13 protein-coding genes are annotated in these 16,947 nt (G+C 53.3%); 3 read left to right on the top strand and 10 right to left on the bottom strand.

Translation table 11 applies throughout. The features are described 5' to 3' along the window. The coding region (locus BST81_RS17985; protein ID WP_143780388.1) for a response regulator transcription factor at window positions 1-243 on the top strand (243 nt) is incomplete at its 5' end. Between the two features lie 17 nt (window positions 244-260). On the opposite strand, the gene BST81_RS17980 is transcribed toward BST81_RS17985, so the two are convergent. Both BST81_RS17980 and BST81_RS17975 read right to left on the bottom strand, forming a co-directional pair. Next, window positions 261-698, bottom strand: coding sequence for a peroxiredoxin (locus BST81_RS17980; protein ID WP_075599874.1), 438 nt, complete (start codon window positions 696-698; stop codon window positions 261-263). Between the two features lie 236 nt (window positions 699-934). After that, a complete protein-coding gene (locus BST81_RS17975) occupies window positions 935-1,363 on the bottom strand; it encodes an NUDIX domain-containing protein (RefSeq protein WP_075599873.1) in 429 nt (142 codons plus the stop codon). Between the two features lie 93 nt (window positions 1,364-1,456). Between BST81_RS17975 and BST81_RS17970 the strand changes: the two genes are divergently transcribed. Continuing rightward, complete coding sequence (locus tag BST81_RS17970; protein ID WP_075599872.1) at window positions 1,457-2,170, top strand: hypothetical protein; 714 nt, start codon at window positions 1,457-1,459, stop codon at window positions 2,168-2,170. A gap of 264 nt (window positions 2,171-2,434) precedes the next feature. Here BST81_RS17970 and priA read toward each other — a convergent pair whose 3' ends face one another. The 7 genes from priA to BST81_RS17930 form a co-directional block, all read right to left on the bottom strand. Next, on the bottom strand, window positions 2,435-4,903 hold the full coding sequence (gene priA, locus BST81_RS17965; RefSeq protein ID WP_216351381.1) for a primosomal protein N': 2,469 nt from the start codon (window positions 4,901-4,903) through the stop codon (window positions 2,435-2,437). Between the two features lie 46 nt (window positions 4,904-4,949). Beyond that, window positions 4,950-7,181 carry a glycoside hydrolase gene (locus BST81_RS17960; protein WP_075599871.1) on the bottom strand — a complete coding sequence of 744 codons (2,232 nt, stop codon included), beginning with the start codon at window positions 7,179-7,181 and terminating at the stop codon, window positions 4,950-4,952. 240 nt (window positions 7,182-7,421) lie between these two features. Then, window positions 7,422-7,652 (bottom strand): NifU family protein, encoded by a 231-nt coding sequence (locus BST81_RS17950; protein ID WP_216351385.1) that lies wholly within the window; start codon window positions 7,650-7,652, stop codon window positions 7,422-7,424. A 106-nt stretch (window positions 7,653-7,758) separates the two neighbouring features. Next, window positions 7,759-8,412: a DUF3386 domain-containing protein gene (locus BST81_RS17945; protein WP_075599868.1), complete on the bottom strand. Its 654-nt coding sequence runs from the start codon at window positions 8,410-8,412 to the stop codon at window positions 7,759-7,761. 61 nt (window positions 8,413-8,473) lie between these two features. After that, window positions 8,474-8,734: a hypothetical protein gene (locus BST81_RS17940; RefSeq protein ID WP_253188357.1), complete on the bottom strand. Its 261-nt coding sequence runs from the start codon at window positions 8,732-8,734 to the stop codon at window positions 8,474-8,476. A gap of 72 nt (window positions 8,735-8,806) precedes the next feature. Then, window positions 8,807-10,729, bottom strand: a complete 1,923-nt coding sequence (locus tag BST81_RS17935; RefSeq protein ID WP_083636929.1) for an ATP-binding protein — start codon at window positions 10,727-10,729, stop codon at window positions 8,807-8,809. A 133-nt stretch (window positions 10,730-10,862) separates the two neighbouring features. Next, window positions 10,863-11,093 carry a type II toxin-antitoxin system CcdA family antitoxin gene (locus BST81_RS17930; RefSeq protein ID WP_075599867.1) on the bottom strand — a complete coding sequence of 77 codons (231 nt, stop codon included), beginning with the start codon at window positions 11,091-11,093 and terminating at the stop codon, window positions 10,863-10,865. 598 nt (window positions 11,094-11,691) lie between these two features. Between BST81_RS17930 and lepA the strand changes: the two genes are divergently transcribed. After that, on the top strand, window positions 11,692-13,503 hold the full coding sequence (gene lepA, locus BST81_RS17925) for a translation elongation factor 4 (protein WP_075599866.1): 1,812 nt from the start codon (window positions 11,692-11,694) through the stop codon (window positions 13,501-13,503). A gap of 49 nt (window positions 13,504-13,552) precedes the next feature. Here lepA and BST81_RS17920 read toward each other — a convergent pair whose 3' ends face one another. Beyond that, window positions 13,553-16,897, bottom strand: a complete 3,345-nt coding sequence (locus BST81_RS17920) for a response regulator (protein ID WP_075599895.1) — start codon at window positions 16,895-16,897, stop codon at window positions 13,553-13,555. Between the last annotated feature and the right edge of the window lie 50 nt (window positions 16,898-16,947).

Raw genomic sequence — 16,947 nt, 5'->3', positions numbered from 1 at the left:
CCTATAGCCCGCAGCCCATCCCAACTCCCCCCCCCTGCAGCCCATCAAAACCTGACCTCCCGGGAGGTTGAAGTTCTGGAAATGCTGGCGATCGGGCTGGGCAATAAAACGATCGCCAAACAACTGCAAATCTCAGAACATACGGTCAAGTTCCACATCAGTTCCCTGTTCAGTAAGCTGCATGTTTCGAACCGCACCGAAGCTGTAGCGATCGGGGCTAGGCAGGGCCTGATTATGCTGTAAGGACGCTCAGGGGAAGCTCAGAGCCCCAAATCAGCCAGGATATCGGTAGCATGGGTTTCTGTCTTGACACTGTCATAGACTCTAATGATCTGGCCGGAGCTATCGATCACATAGGTAACTCGCTTGGGACGCCCCCCATTATCCACATTGAAGGACTGGGTCAGAATCCCATCAACATCCGCCAGCAAGGGAAAAGGCAGGTTGAACTTGTCCGTGAATTGCTTGTGAGATGCTTCATTGTCCATACTGACACCCAAGACGGCAATATCTTTCCCCTGGTAGGCCGTATAGTTATCGCGGAAGCTACAAGCTTCCTTAGTGCAACCGGACGTATCATCTTTAGGGTAAAAGTAGAGCACCACTGTTTTACCCGCATAGTCGCTCAGGGATACGGTGTTGCCATGGGTATCTTTGACCGTGAAATTAGGAGCTGCTGTACCCACTGAAAGAGGCATAGGGTAATTCCTTATGGCTTGATCGGGACAATTTGTATCCTACGCGATCGTTCACGTTTTATCGCCGTAACCAGGCAAAGCTTGACCGCAGCGAGTCGGAAAGTTTACCCAGGCCCGGCAATGGAGGTCGGGTCATCTAACCCAGACCCCCGATCTGCACCTTTGGTTTTCGGGCCATTGTCCTGGACAGGAAAGAGAATAAATCTGGTTGAGCCTGGAAGCAGCGTCATCAGACGTTAAGGGGAGGCATGTAACATTTGCAGATGCTCCTCAGTCTGACGCAGAACCTGCTTACTCCCACTGAAGGTAATTAGCTTCAGGGCCTCCTCAAAAGTAGCCCAGGTATAACTGCGAATTTCTTCCGCCTGAAATGACACCTGGGTCGATTCCACCAGCGCCATAAAATAGAGCACGGTTTTTTCGATTGTTTGCTGTTTCTTGGCAAAAGCATAATGCTCGGAGAAAGACGTATCCCCGAGGAGTTTGTACTCTCGAATCCCCGTTTCTTCTTCAAATTCCCGACAGGCGGCCTCCAGGGGAGACTCACCGGGTTCAGCATGCCCCTTTGGGAAACCCCAATGGCCTGCATGGTGCTGAATAAGCAGGAATAAATGGATGTCGCCTTGACGCCGAATGGGGACAATACCAAAGGATGCGTCTTTCATGAGCCTGTGTTATGAGTTGCAGAGGGATATTGCAGTTCCTGCAGGATTTGTTGAGTATACCTCCATTGGCCTGAGAGATCCCCCCTTCCCCCCATGACAAACCTGGATTTATTGCTCCTTGCCGTCTATTTCATCGTCGTTTTTCGGGTGCTGTACGAGGCATTTAAATCTCTGGACGATAAGTTTTCTGTCAGCGTTGATCAGGGGTTGCTGGATCAGGAATTGCAAGACAAGCATTTTGGCGACATCAGTCTCAAAACCAGCGTGAATCTCAAATTCAACTTTGATCCCCGCTATAAATTGGGGGATTTAAAGAAGTTCTCGATCAATATTGAGAATAAAACCCAGGATCGATCGCTCTATGTCGATTGGGATAGTAGTTCTCTAACAGATCTGGGGGGGCGATCGCGGCGAGTCATTCGAATTCCCCCCAATATGACGATCGACCTGTTCCAGGCCCAGGCATCCAGCGTCATCGCCCCCGGCCAAACCTTACGGGAATCGATCACGGCTGAGGATTTGTTAAAGCCAAAATCTGATGATGCGGGTGTTTTAGAAATCTCAGCCTCAGATCCCCTGGTGAATATCAAGAAACTGGATGACAAGAAAAGCCCCGAGAAAGACAAAGCGCGATATGCCAAATTTATGAGCGAAGAGGATACCCTGGATTTCTCCCTCCGCCTAGCACTTTGTTCTGCCGCGCCCCATAGCGGCATGGTCGGGCAAACTGTCTATATTCTCTGTAAATTTGTGCTCAAAAAACTACCCTGGACCGATGCATTCCCCTGGAATCAGCAAAAAAGATGACGACTCGGAACAGGGGGATACCTGAATTAACCCCCTGCAGCAAAAGCAACCATAATCAGAGCGGATAAGAGGATACCGGGTGTCAGCATCAACACGAGCATGAGTAAATCGTGGGTAGACATGCTTCTCTCCATACGAGGAATTCTGACCTTCATTCTAGTGGTCTGGGGGGAAAATGCTGGGCACTATTAACGATCGCTTTCTATTTCCACCAGGCTCAATCAAAATGGCCATCCGAACTGCATCATCCTCGGAAACCGATGCTCAGGTCATCTGCAGGGGATCAACATCAATTGTCAGGCTGACGGAAGCTGCACAGAGAGCCCGCAGGTTGTCCAGTTCAGGCAATTCCACAGTCCGGTCCAGGGGCAACTTCAGCAGGATTTGCCAACGGTGGCGGCGGGCAATGCGAGCGACGATCGCGGGCGCTGGACCCAGCAGTTCTACGGTCTTCGGAAGAATAATGGTCAAAGCCTCAGCCACCTGATGAGCGGACTGTTGAACGGCATCCTCGTCTGCACTGCTAAAGCGTAGATGGACAAGCTGACCACAGGGCGGATAACGGAGCGCCGATCGCTGCGCCAGCTCTGAGGCAATAAAGGCCTGATAGGCATAGGTCTGAACAGCCTGAATGACGGGATGCTCTGGGGTATAAGTCTGCAGGATCACCCGACCGGGCTCTACTCCCCGACCTGCCCGACCCGCAACCTGGGTCAGGGTCTGGAACGTTCGTTCCCCAGCCTGATAGTCGGGCAGGTGCAGGAGCCCATCCGCAGCAACCACCCCCACCAGGGTGACCTGGGGCAAGTCCAGGCCCTTCGTCAACATCTGGGTGCCCACCAGCAGATCGGCTTCCCCAGCAATAAATTGTTCGATTAAAAGGCGATGCGCCCCCTTAGTGCGGGTGGTATCGCTATCAAAGCGCAGGCAGCGCAGCGCAGGGAAATATTGGGCCAGCTCCTGCACAACCCGCTGAGTGCCACTGCCGAAGAACTTGAGGTAGGAAGACTGGCAACTCGGGCATTGGGGTGGATGGAGCTGGGTATGGTTACAGTAGTGGCAGCGTAGCAACTGCACAGCCCCCTCATGGGTGTGATGATAAGCCAGAGAAACATCACAGTGAGGACAGTTGAGGACATAGCCACAGGTACGGCAGGAGACAAAGGTGCTATGCCCTCGGCGATGAATGAAGAGGATGCCCTGTTGTTGCTGTTCGTACATCTCCTGGAGGGCCGACTGGAGCGATCGACTGAAGACCGATCGATTGCCCTGAGCCAATTCCTGTCGCATATCCACCACCTCAATCGGCGGTAGGGGCCGATCGTGAATCCGGTGGGGCAGGGTCAGGTAGAGGGAGCGCGTATCTGTTTCAGGTTGGTGATCCATGTCCCCATGGCCGCTGACCACCCAGCTCTCCAGGGATGGGGTGGCTGAACCCAAGACCAGGGGACAGTTATCCAGTTGCGATCGCCAGCGGGCCACGGTACGGGCATGGTAGCAGGGCATGGGCTGGTCCTGTTTAAAGCTGTTGTCATGCTCCTCATCCAGGATAATCAGGCCCAAGTTAGCCAGGGGCAAAAAGATGGCCGATCGGGTGCCGATCACGACTCGGGGAGGGCCTTGCAGCATCTGTCGCCAAGTGTCGTACCGTTCCCCATCGGAGAGGGCACTGTGGTAGACCCAGACCTGGCTGCCGAAGCGGGCTCGAAACCGATCGGTTAACTGGGGGGTAAGGCCAATTTCAGGCACCAGAACCAGTGCCGATTTTCCGGCCTGCAGTAAGGGTGCGATTACCTGCAGGTAGACCTCGGTCTTGCCGGAACCCGTGACCCCATGGAGCAACACCTCCCTAGGGTCGCTCAGGTGCGTCAGGGCCTGCACCGCCAGGGTCTGAGCTGGAGTGAGGGCCTTGGGCTGATCCCGCTCCAGGATCTGGCCCGTTTCTCCCCGCAGCACTTCCCGATTCTGAATCACCACACAGCCTTTTAGCGCCAGGGTTTTTAGGGTGCCCGTACTGGTGTGGCAGATCTGAATTAGGTCCGTCAGCCATAGATCGCCACCCCGACGGCGCAACACATCCAGGATCTCCTGTTGACGGGGCGTCAGGTCTACCGGGATTCCGTCCGTCAAGGTGACCGCCTGCTGGAGTTTAGGCCGCATCGGGGTGGGTGGTTCCAGGTAACTTTCTACCAGCCCCTGGTGTAACAATTCGCGCAAAGCCCGATCGGCTCCCCGGACCTGCCGTCGCAGGTATTGCCAGGTATAGTCTCCGGTTTTACCCGCCTGCAGCAGGGCCAGCAGGTGCTGGGCGGCAGGAGAACAACTCACGGGAGCAGAGACCGGCAGCAGGCGAATTCGCCGCTGCGATCGCCGCAACAATCCCGGCGGCAGGGCCACCCGGATCACCTGGATCAGGGGGGTGTGATAGTAAGTTGCCACCTGGTGCAACAGGTGCCAGTAATGGGGCGGGAAGAATGCCGGGGCCACCACATCAGTCACCTCCCGCAATTGTTCGGGCTGGAGATCAGGAGGGGGGGCAATGACAAACCGGATTGCGATCGCCCCCACCTGTTGGGCACCAAAAGGAACGGTTAGGATATCCCCCGGTTGGACGACCAGATCCAAAGGTAGACGGTAAGTGAACAGTCCCTGGGCTCCCGGACAATCCACCAGAACTTCAATCCAGGGGGTGCCCCCAATGGTGGGTTGCTCATCGCCAGCAGGCTCAGCCATTGGGGGGGATCCAGGCATCTCAATACAGGAAATAGGCGCAGGACTCTTAAGGTACATCGAGTGGTACCAGGACATCCTCCGGTAAATAGCTGGTATATTTGCCGTTTTCAGACAGAATCATCACCAATCGTAAGGCCCAATCCGGGTTGGCCTGCAAGTCTGCCCAGGGAACAGCCAGCTCCAGGCACTCATCCAAGCCAATCTGGGCCCGACTGGCACGGGTAATCCACTGGTGGTGTTCCCCAGCTTCCTGGAACCAGGTGGATTGGGTTAGCAGGTTAACACCCAGATGATGGTGATAGAGATAGTTCAGAGGGGCATGATCCGGTAACTCGGCCAGACGAATCGGGCTGTTGTGCATGGTCTGATCTGGATAGAACCAGAACAGATTCAGTTCGGGTGGGCAGTCCAGCCCTGGACGCTTCCCAGTTTGGAAATCCAAGCGGAGATAGAAGTTGAGGTGATCCACCCCATACCAGAGTTTCTGAATAGCACTACTACGGTGCATCGTGCCTCTCGCCCCACCAACTTCGATCCGACCCGCCCGATCCCAATCTTGCTCATCCCCAATCCCATTCACAACGGGATGAATAAAGCCCTGGGGACGGTGTTCAGCCTGGACTTCATGGACTTCAACCGGTTGTTGCAAGTTGGCTGGAATGGGCTCATCCAAAGCCTGGTACAGGGCAACCAGATGTTCACGGAAGAGCTGGTCAAAAATGGCGTCCTGGTTAGAGGTATGCCCTTCCCCAAACCACCAGAACCAATCGGAACCTTCCGCCGCATAGAGAGCTTCCCAGGCTGCCGGGTTTGCCGCTTCAGTTGCCTCTGGATGGCTGGCCAGCACCTGGCGAGCCGTGGTCAGCAAATCCCAGGCCCGATTCTTGGCTGCATCCCCAATCCAGGTTGTGAAGTTGCCATCCACCCAGGAACCGCTATGGAGTTGGGCTACCGGGAGGGTTTCGGTGGCTGGAAATTGCTGCAAGAATTCTGAAACGGTCACCAGCTTCAGTTCTGAAGTCTGACTCAGGGCCTGGTAGAGAGACTCCAGGAAGGGCTTACCATCTTCGTGGTAAAACTCCCAGCAATTCTCGCCGTCCAGGGCGATCGTCACCAACCAGGGATGCTCCAGGGTTGTTCCCCCTCCTGGCTGCCGTTGGCGCAGGCTGCGGGCGATCGCCTCCAGGTGCCCTGCCAGATCAGCCGCAGCCCGCTTCGGTTCCATCGCCCCATAGGTGAACCCAATCAGATCGGAAAGTCGGTGATCTCGAAAGACGATCGCCAGATCGCCGTGGGGAGTCTCCAGCCGGTAAGGCCGATACAGGAGTTCTGGCTCCAGCACATTACCCGTGGCATCCCGATGGAAGAAATGCTTGAGGGACCAGCCTAACACCGCCTCATCCGAGCAAATCCAGCGGAAACCTGCTTCTGTGATGTAGGGCAGCACCTGGGGACTAACCGATTGTTCTGAAGGCCAGAGTCCCTGAGGCGATCGGCCAAACCGCGCCTCATACATCTGGCGAGCCTTGTGCAGATGGCGGGGGATATCTTCTGGCCATTGAAACGGTTGCTCTGGCAGAGGCATCCCAGGAACGGCGACCCGACCCGCGTCTGTATTCGCCAGCAGGGGCATAATCGGGTGGGTGTAAGGAGTGGTCGTCACCTCAAGCTGACCCGCATCCTGCATGGCCCGGTGCTGGGGAATAATCCGGCTCATGATTTGCCGATGTTTGGCACAGATACGGTGTCGATCGTCCAGAGTAAAATCTTTGCCCTGCTTCAACCATCGGTCAATCTCCGGATCATCCCAAAACAGGGGATCGATCCAGGCCAGATTGTGCCAGGCCAGCAAATCTCCATAATCTCGTTGTTGCCAGTTTTCCAGGCACCAGGCCCGCCCCTTCTCCTGGCGCTGCAGGTAGAGTTCTCCATAGCGAGGATGGGGATCGATCAGATTGTGATGGTTCGCATCAAAAAAATGCTCAACAATATAGGTTTTCTGATCCAGATCGAGCTGCTCAGTGGGGGTCAGCGTCAGTTCCAGATAGGGATCAGAAGCAATGCCAGCAACATAATCCTCAATCTGTAGGATCAGAGAAGGCACCAGGTTCACAGTCTGATGTAGTTTAGGATACTTCTCCAGGAGCAGGATTAAGTCGAGATAGTCTTTGACGCCATGAAGTCTGACCCAGGGCAAACGATAAGTCCCTGCCACTCTGGACTTATAAAGAGGCTGATGTTGATGCCAGATAAAGGCAACGTAAAGAGGATGAACCATAAAAAATGGTGATGAGTTTTGAGTTTGATTTTAATATCAATTCAAAATTTGACGATTAAAACTCAATCTCCATAACCCATACCCATCATGCAAAGCAATGTTCCCCATCCCCAAGAATGCAGATAAGGCTGTTTTTATAACCCATATTCCATTGATAAGGGCAACCTGAACGGCTTTACCGACTGCCTGCAAGGCAAGATCATCAGCCTGCCCCGACCCAGAATCCAGGATCAACGCCCATCACAGAATCTGTTCAACTTCAGCAATTTCGGGGATGAATTCCCGTAAGCGGCGTTCAATGCCCATTCTCAGCGTCATTGTAGAACTGGGACAGGAGCCACAGGCACCCTGTAACCGCAATTTCACCACAGGCCCTTCAATCTCGACGAGTTCCACGTTGCCACCGTCAGACATCAGGTAGGGACGTAATTCATCCAGCACCTTTTCAACATTCTCGGAAGTCAGCTCCATGGTTTGAGCTTGAGACATAAGTTACCTCGATAAATCGATTCAAGTGGCCTTTATTTATTTTCCCACGCCCATTGGCAATGGAGTGTTACAAACAGACAGAAATGATTCAAACCGTTGCCGGTTCTAGCAATTTGACATTGGAGAAACTAAATTCATCCCGCACAACACCCTGCCCTGCCTCAGAGGTCTGAACGACCTGATGGGTGATCAGGTAGTAGTTGCCGATCTTCTCATAGGTGTCTTCAAACTTTTTCTCAGCCAACAGTTCATCCGTTTGAGAACTCCGAAAAACTGCATCATAGCGGATGGAGACATAGCCCTCGCCGGTATCCAGAGTAGCCTTGTGGTCGATCGTAAAGGCAGTTGGCCCCATCACTCGACTCACCTGGCTGATTTCTCGATTTCGGACTTTGTAGTTGGAGCCCATGGCATCCCCCTGAACCAGGATCTCCACAGCCCCCGTCTTATCCGTTTGACCCAGGCTGAAGGTGTTTTTGCCGTGAGCCTGTTCAAAGGATCTACGAACCCGATGAGTCACCACAGACTCGACCAGTTGCTTGATTTCCTCTTTCGCCCGATCATCGGCTACGTCCAAAACTTCAACCTTCAGGTCACCCGTCACACGGACTTTGCCCGTGAAGACCTGATCATCCTGTTTGAGATGCACGTCTGCACTAAACCCAGGGAAATTAGTATCCCAGGTATAGCGGTTCTCGTAAGCAGCCTGAAAAATCTCACGGGCTTCTACTTGCTCAGTCATGCAGTTCTTCCTCGTTGCGCCATCTCCTAGTCTAGATCACGCTGGGGCTCCCATGACCTGCTTAGCTTCCCTGGAGCATCCAGATCAGAAACCCCAGAATATCCTCTACTGGCGGTAGAGGATATTCTGCCAGGTCGATCGTTACCGTCTGTCCCTCCAATTGCAAAAATTTCCAGGCAGTTCCCCTCGTGACGGAACCAAAAATCACAGAAATCGGATTATTATTCACGGTATTAAATTTCTGTGCTGCGACCATTTCGGCAATACATGGACCTAAACCACGGTTCAGGTTCTCTTTTTTAGCCTCCACAATCACAATCACAGGAGCTTCAATCTCCAGTTGGGTTGGCGATCGACTGATCAGAAAATTACGAAATCACCAAGGCATGCCAAACTATGGGGTGAGCAGATCGATCGTGTCCTTAGATTGACTGGAAACCATCAGCGGTTCCTGGTAAAGCGGAACCGTAAACGTGACTGTGGAACCCAGCCCTTCCCCCAGGCTGTAGAAATTCACCACACCCGCCATCGCTTCCACCAGCTTCTGAGAAATCACCAGCCCCAGACCGGTGCCTCCATACTGTCGAGTTCGCGACCCATCCACCTGGCTAAAAGACTGAAACAGTTTATCCTGCTTTTCTAAAGAAACCCCAATGCCGGTATCCGCCACCCGCACCTTGACGGTACCGGGAAACTCGCGATTGTGGGCAGCAACCCGCCTGCGAATCACCTCAGCACTGATGGTAATGCCCCCTTCATGGGTAAATTTGATCGCATTGCCGACCAGATTCAGCATCACTTGCAGCAAGCGCTGGTAGTTGCCATAGACAATAATTTCGTCGTGGGTTGCCGGTTTCAGAATCTCAAAACTGAGTTGTTTTTGCAGGGCCTGGGCCGCTGTGAAGTCTCTGACATCGGTAAACAGATCATCCAATTTGACCGGATTCAGCTCCAACTGCATCTTACCGGCTTCAATCTTGGCAATATCCAGAATGTCATTAATGATGTTGAGGAGATGGAGGGCCGATCGATAGGCTTCCTCAATAAACTCCTGCTGCTCCTCCGGGTCATCCGCCATCCCATCCATGACCAGCTTCAAGAAGCCCAGCATACCGTTCAGGGGTGTTCGCAACTCGTGGGAGGTATTGGCCAGGAATTCACTCTTCAATCGGGAGGCTTCTTCAGCCTGTTGATGGGCCTCCTCCAATTCCCGATGCTTCTGAACCAGACTGTCGTTGACCCGCTGCAGTTCCACGGTCAGGGCATGGCTGTCAGAGAACAGGGTGGCATGGGCGATCGCCGTACCAACCTGGTCAGCCAGTTCTCGCACCAGCTCCACTTCAGCATCCCCCCAGCAAGCCTGGGGAACACAACTCCGATACAAACAAATGATGCCATTCGGGCGCTCTCCATAGCAAGTCGCAACAGCCAGCAGCGATCGCCGGATCTCAGTCAGGGGAGCCCCAGGATGCCGAGAATTCAGGCTCAACCCATTCAACCGGATTGGGGGCAGATCCCCCGGAATGGCAGAACCGTGAGCATCCATCGGGTTCAGATCCTGCAGGATGGGTTTCAGGATCGCCAGAGTTTGTTGCAGATAGGGATAATCCGACAGGAGCAGATCCTGCCCTAGCAGTAGTTCCGTACCGTTCCAGCAATATTCAGCCACCACTCTAACCTGAGGGTGACCCGGCTTATAGGAACAAACCAGGCAGTGATCTAGCTGTAGAGCCTTGCCCAGACCCATGGCAGTTTGTTTCCAGATCGTGCCCAGATCCAGGGTACGGCGAATATTCCAGGAAATCAGGGTCAACAGGCGCTGGTAGCGATCGGGATTGGTAAAGCTGGCAGGCCTTGTCATCGGCACCGCCAGACCATTGCTTTTCGTCCCATCGCTGAGCAGACGACCCATCACGATGACCAGGGTTACAGGGCGGCCAGGGATCTGCACTGGACTGACGGTGAGATCAAACACCAGATGATAATCACCACAGCGGAATGGATAGGTAAATTGGGTCGGGACTGAAGATTCCAGCACCTGGCAAATCTGGTCTAGGTATGGGGTCATGGCAACCGGACCAAAGATGTCGCTCATCCAACTATGAACCACCTGATCAGAGCCCAGCCCATAATGACCGGAATCACGCCAGTAGAAGGAAAGGTATTGACCGGTCCGATCTTGGGTAAAGACCAGTTCGGGTTGCAGATCTACCGCAGGCTGCAAAACCTCGCTAGAGTCAGCCAACTCTGGCGATTCTGAGTTCTGAGTGACTGGCGTCAACGGCCCAGTCAGTTGAGAGTCAGCAGATGCAGTCATGGACAGTAGGGGGACTTGAAAATGGGTGGAATCAGGAGGGGTACAGTGCTGAGTATTTCAGGTCAATGCCCCATTCAGCGAAAGCTACCGTCTCCTTGCCAAGGATAAAAGGTCGGCGGCTGAATCAGCCTGACTAATCATTCCATTCACCTCGGGGGGGAACTGGCGGATTGCGTTGCAAATCACGGGTCAATTCATCGTCTCGCTGGGTTTCACCGCGCAGCCACTGCCGAATCGCGACTTCGATCACTTTACTGGGGTCATTCGTGAGATGCTTGAGCTGATCCAATAAATCGGAGTCAAGGTTGATCGAAATCTCAACCTTGTCAGGAGATTGATGAGAACGGATAATTTGGTCGCTCATATACGATCGTTCAACCATCTAACAGTGAATTTCAAGCATAAGCCAGGCTCATCATCGGGGCCGGAAGGCATTCGATCCACAGAGGCCGCAACACATCTATCCTGGGGCTGACAAGCATCGGTCTATCGAAACCTATCTAATAATACGTGACAAACGATGGGCTGATAAAAATCCGAGCAAAGGTAGTTCCACCAGCGCGTAGGAGGAGTAACAACTGAGCGGGCCAATAGCGGGCCAATAGCAAGCCAATTGTATGTGCAGAGAACACTCCCCAACGGAACCTGACGGCAGCTTTTCCCGCCTTCTTCCTACCTCACCAATTGCATTGTACATGTTGCTTTTACGAATACCAGGACATCAATACAGAGGTTTAACATTAAAGTCTCATATCAAGACCGTAAAATTACGGATATCAGACAGGGTAGCCCGGAACGATTGCACCCAGGGAAAGTAAGCAGGGGTGGGACGAAAGCATTAAAATATCTTAAGGATTAGAACAGCTGAGCTTCCACAGCTTCCTCTCCATCCCTTAGGAGACTCTCCTGCTCACAGGCTCCTGGTTCAGTTCTGTCCTGCCTGCCCCATTCAGTCAACTGCCATGACCGACGTGCCTGTTTCTCGCATTCGTAACTTCTCCATCATTGCCCATATCGACCACGGCAAATCCACCTTGGCAGATCGCCTCTTGCAAGATACAGGCACCGTGAATGCCCGAGAAATGAAAGAACAGTTCCTGGATAACATGGATCTGGAGCGGGAACGGGGGATCACGATCAAATTGCAGGCCGCCCGGATGAACTACCGGGCTAAGGACGGTGAGGAGTATGTCCTGAACCTGATTGATACACCTGGGCATGTGGACTTTTCCTATGAGGTGTCCCGATCGCTGGCAGCCTGTGAAGGAGCTTTGCTGGTGGTGGATGCCTCTCAAGGGGTAGAAGCTCAGACCCTGGCCAATGTGTATCTGGCTCTGGAGCATAATCTGGAAATTATTCCAGTGTTGAATAAAATTGACCTGCCCGGCGCAGAGCCAGAGCGAATCAAGCACGAAATCGAAGACATTATCGGGTTGGATTGTAGCGGGGCGATTTTGGCTTCTGCTAAAGAGGGCATTGGGATTCATGACATTTTGGAGTCGATCGTTCATCTGGTCCCCCCACCCCAGGACACGGTTGATCAACCCCTGCGAGCTCTTATCTTCGATAGCTACTACGATAGTTACCGGGGCGTGATTGTCTACTTCCGAGTGATGGATGGCACCGTCCGCAAGGGCGATCGGGTGCGATTGATGGCTTCTGGGAAGGAATATGAAATCGATGAACTGGGCGTGCTCTCCCCAGGGCAAGTGCAGGTCCAGGAACTACATGCCGGGGAAGTGGGCTATTTGGCTGCGGCCATTAAAGCGGTTGCCGATGCTCGCGTCGGCGATACCATCACCATGGCAGCCAAGCCCGCCAGCACGGCTTTGCCCGGTTACACGGAGGCCAAGCCGATGGTTTTTTGTGGCATGTTCCCGGTCAATGCCGATCAATTTGAAGATCTGCGAGAAGCCTTAGAAAAGCTGAAACTCAATGATGCTGCCCTCAACTATGAACCAGAGACCTCCAGCGCGATGGGATTTGGCTTCCGCTGCGGTTTCCTGGGGTTGTTGCACATGGAGATTGTGCAGGAGCGTTTGGAGCGAGAGTATAACCTGGACCTGATTATCACAGCCCCCTCCGTGATCTATCGCGTCACCAGTATTAAGGGAGAAGAAATCTTTATCGACAATCCCAGTCATCTCCCCGATCCTCAAGAGCGGGAAAAGATTGAGGAGCCTTACGTTCAACTCGATATCATCACCCCCGAAAGTTACGTGGGCACGTTGATGGAACTATGCCAGACTCGGCGGGGCATCTTCAAGGACATGAAGTACATCACGCCAGAACGCACGACTTTAATCTACGAATTGCCCCTGGCTGAAGTGGTGACAGACTTCTTTGATCAAATGAAGTCCCGGACGAGAGGCTATGCCAGCATGGAATATCAATTGATCGGCTATCGGGAGAATCCCCTGGTGCGGCTGGATATCCTGGTCAATGGCGATCCGGTCGATGCCCTGGCCACGATCGCCCACCGGGATAAAGCCTATGGGGTGGGCCGCAACCTGACTGAGAAGTTGAAGGAACTGATTCCCCGGCACCAGTTCAAGATTCCGATTCAGGCCGCGATCGGCAGCAAGGTCATTGCCAGCGAACACATTCCAGCCCTGCGGAAGGACGTGCTGGCCAAATGCTATGGCGGGGACATCAGCCGCAAACGGAAACTGCTGGATAAACAGGCCAAGGGTAAAAAGCGGATGAAGGCCGTCGGTTCTGTGGATGTGCCCCAAGAGGCGTTTATGGCCGTATTGAAATTGAACAAGGAATAGCCGCCGTATCCCCGTTAGAGACGTTGCAAGCAACGTCTCTAACGGGCAGTTATTTTTCGGCCATGGCCTCCACCCCGATCCATCCTTCCGGGATACCGGTCCTCAAATAGGTTTCACAGCGACGGACATAAAGGCGAGCCCCTTCATCCTGGGGATTCACCCGCAGCACCTCATGGAAGTGCTGTTGTGCGATCGTAAAGTTCTGTTGGTAATACTGCTTCAGCCCCTCTGCAAACAGGTCAGCCGTCTGGTCTTTCAACGCAATGATAGCAGGGGCATCAGCATCATAAACCTCGTAGACCGAGACAGGGGCCGTTTTCCCCTTCAGGATGACCCGATCGAGGTACCGATACTTGTAGTCTGCTGGACGATCGAGTTGTTGCAGGGTTTGTTCACTGATCAGAATGCCCACGCTATAGAGCTTGGTCAAGCCTTCCAGACGAGAAGCCAGATTCACCGCATCGGAAATCACCGTACTTTCCATCCGTTGGGCCTCACCGATGATCCCCAGCATCAGGATGCCAGTATGAAGCCCAATCCCGATCGCAATCGGGGGTTGCCCCTGTTGCCGTCGCAGGTCGTTATAGCGGGTCACCTGATGTTGCATGCCGATCGCCCCCTGAACCGCATCATCAGCAGATTCGGGAAAGAGGGCCATCACGGCATCGCCGATATATTTGTCAATGAAGCCACGATGGCCATGAATGATGGGGGTTACCTGGCTGAGATATTCATTGATGAACTTGAAATTCTCCTCTGGTGTCATAACCTCAGACAGGGTGGTAAACGATCGAATATCGGAGAACAGGATCGTCATCACCTTTTGAATCTGGTCCCCCAGCTTCACATCCACGATGCTTTCATGGCCCAGAAATCGAATAAACTTATCGGGAACAAACCGGCTGTAGACCGAATTAATCTTGGCCAGGTTAATGTGCGTCTTAATCCGAGCCAGGAGTTCACTTTTAGAGAAGGGTTTGGTCAGATAATCATTGGCCCCTGAACTAAAGCCCTCCACCAGATCCGCCGTTTGATTCTTGGCCGTCAGCATGACGATCGGAAGCTCACTGGGCAGAAAAGTCTCCCGCAATTTCTGGCAAACCTCATAACCGGTCATCTTGGGCATCATGATGTCCAGCAGCATTAAATCGGGTTTGAACCCATTCTGAATAATATCTAGGGCTTCTTGGCCACTGGATGCCTGGGTGATCGAGTAATTTTGCAGCACCAGATTGTTTTTCAGCACCTGCAAATTAACCGGTTCATCATCCACAATCAGGATTTTGAACTCTTTGTTAACAGATTGGAAAGCTTCTGCCGTCATGAGCGGCACCTCATCCAGTTCGGGTGGGGACACTGCCGTTGCCTGCAAAGGAGTCAACAGGTGCTGGGGCTGGGGAGTGGCTGGCGCAATGGGAACGGTTTCGTGGACGACGGGCAGGGTAAAGGTAAAGGTTGACCCCTGGCCCACGATCGAGGCTACCCGAATATGCCCCCCATGCAGTTCCACGAGTTGCCGGGTAATAGCCAGCCCCAGGCCCGTTCCTCCATAGACCCGCGCCGTTGAACCATCGGCCTGCTCGAAGGCCGCAAAAATGCGCTCTAATTTATCGGAGGAAATTCCAATTCCGGTATCGGCAACGGAAACTTCCAGTAGCCGCCCGATCGACTTGGCCTGAACTTGAATCTGGCCCGATTCTGTAAACTTAATCGCATTGCCAATCAGGTTATAGAGAATTTGCTGAACCCGATTTTCATCAGCCTCCACCCAGGGAATGTCGGAACCAATGGCATTCACCAGTTGGATCGGCTTTTTCCCGACCAGGGGCTGGGAGAGGGTCAGCACCACATCCGTCAGTTCTTTGAGCCCTACTGGTCGAAGCTGAAGTGTGATCGTCTTGTGTTGTAACTTCGAGAAATCCAGAATGTCATTGATCAAACTAGAGAGTCTCCGACCACTGGAGGCCACCATAGCCAGATTGGCATTGGTTTTTTCCGACAGGGGACCGGTAGCCCCATCCATCAAGGATTCAGCAATGCCAATAATGCCGTTCAGGGGAGTACGCAGTTCATGGGAGGTGTTGGCCAAGAACTCATCTTTTAACTGGTTCAGGTGCTCCAACTCCGCGTTTTTGGCTTCCAGCGCAATAAAGGATTCCTGCAGTTGACTGGCCATGTGATTAAAAGCCCTGGCCAGAGTCCCTACTTCATCCTCCCGATCAAGGTCTACCCGATTGTTCCACTCTCCTCTGGACAGTGCTTCCGCAGCCGTCGAGAGTTGCAGGATGGGTTGGATCACCCACTGGGAGGTGGCAATTCCAACCAGGCTTGCCACGACCAAGGCAATCAGGCAAAGGATAATTGTCATTCGGGTATTGGCCTCGATCCGCTCCATGAAATCTTCTTCAGGCAGCACTACGACAATCAACCAATCCAACCCCCGTTCATCCCGAATCGGTGAAACCTGCACAAAGATCCGCTTGCCATTCTCCATAAACTCCAGAGACTGGTTCTGGTCAATCTGACGCAGGTCACTGAATCGAGTGGTGAGATCCTCGGCGGCGGCTTGGATCAGGGGGTTGCGGCTGGATTTCGCCTGCATCCGGGTCGGCTGATCCTGCTGGAGGGTAAAGGGGGTTTCCTGGGTGGAACTGGCCACCAGAGACCCCGATCGGTCCATAATAAAGGTCTGGCCCGAGCGGCTGAATTTTAATCCATGTAAAAACTCACTCACCTGGGAGAGGGTCAGATCCACGGCCATGACACCCTGCACGACCTGCTTGTTGTCGTAGAGGGGTTGGGCCGCTGTGATGCCCAGGGCCGATCGGGAAAAGAAAGGATAAACCTCCGTCCAGATAGGTTTTCCAGCTTGGAGTGCCGTCCTATACCAAGGGCGCTTGCGGGGGTCATAGTTTGAACGTACTTTCACGATTGAGCCTCGGTTGCCTGCAGCATCGGCAGCATAGGTATAGTACTTGCCCCCGCTTGCTTGATCCCCTGCCCGAATCTGGAGGGTGTTGGCTTCTGAACGTTCTACCCCAACCGTTTGTCCCTGGCTTGTTCCGAAGTAAATATAGGTCACCGCCTCAAAAGACTGCATTTTCTGCCAGAACCCACGCTCCAGGCTTTTAAGCCGCGCCTGATCCACCTGACTGTCCTGAAGTTCATTCACATTGAGCTGGTTAATCAGCGGTGGGATAGCCAGATAGCTCTGCAGATGCTGTTGAATCCGCTCTCGAACCTCATTTCGCAACTGACCGGACACTTCATTCACAGCCTGTTGTCCATTCCGCAGGGATAACCATCCAGTTAAGGCAACAGCCCCGAAAACTTGCAGAATAAAGGGGACCACCAGAACAGCACGGAGGGGTAGCTTAAAGGCGAAGTGATTCATAAAAGCTCCCAGAGACCCCATTTCGATTAGCTGACATGGTAGTTAGCCGC

Origin of the sequence: Leptolyngbya sp. 'hensonii', assembly GCF_001939115.1 — a bacterium.
GTDB lineage: Bacteria > Cyanobacteriota > Cyanobacteriia.
The sequence above is the reverse complement of the archived record's forward strand: the minus strand, read 5'-3'. Positions and strand labels throughout refer to the sequence as shown.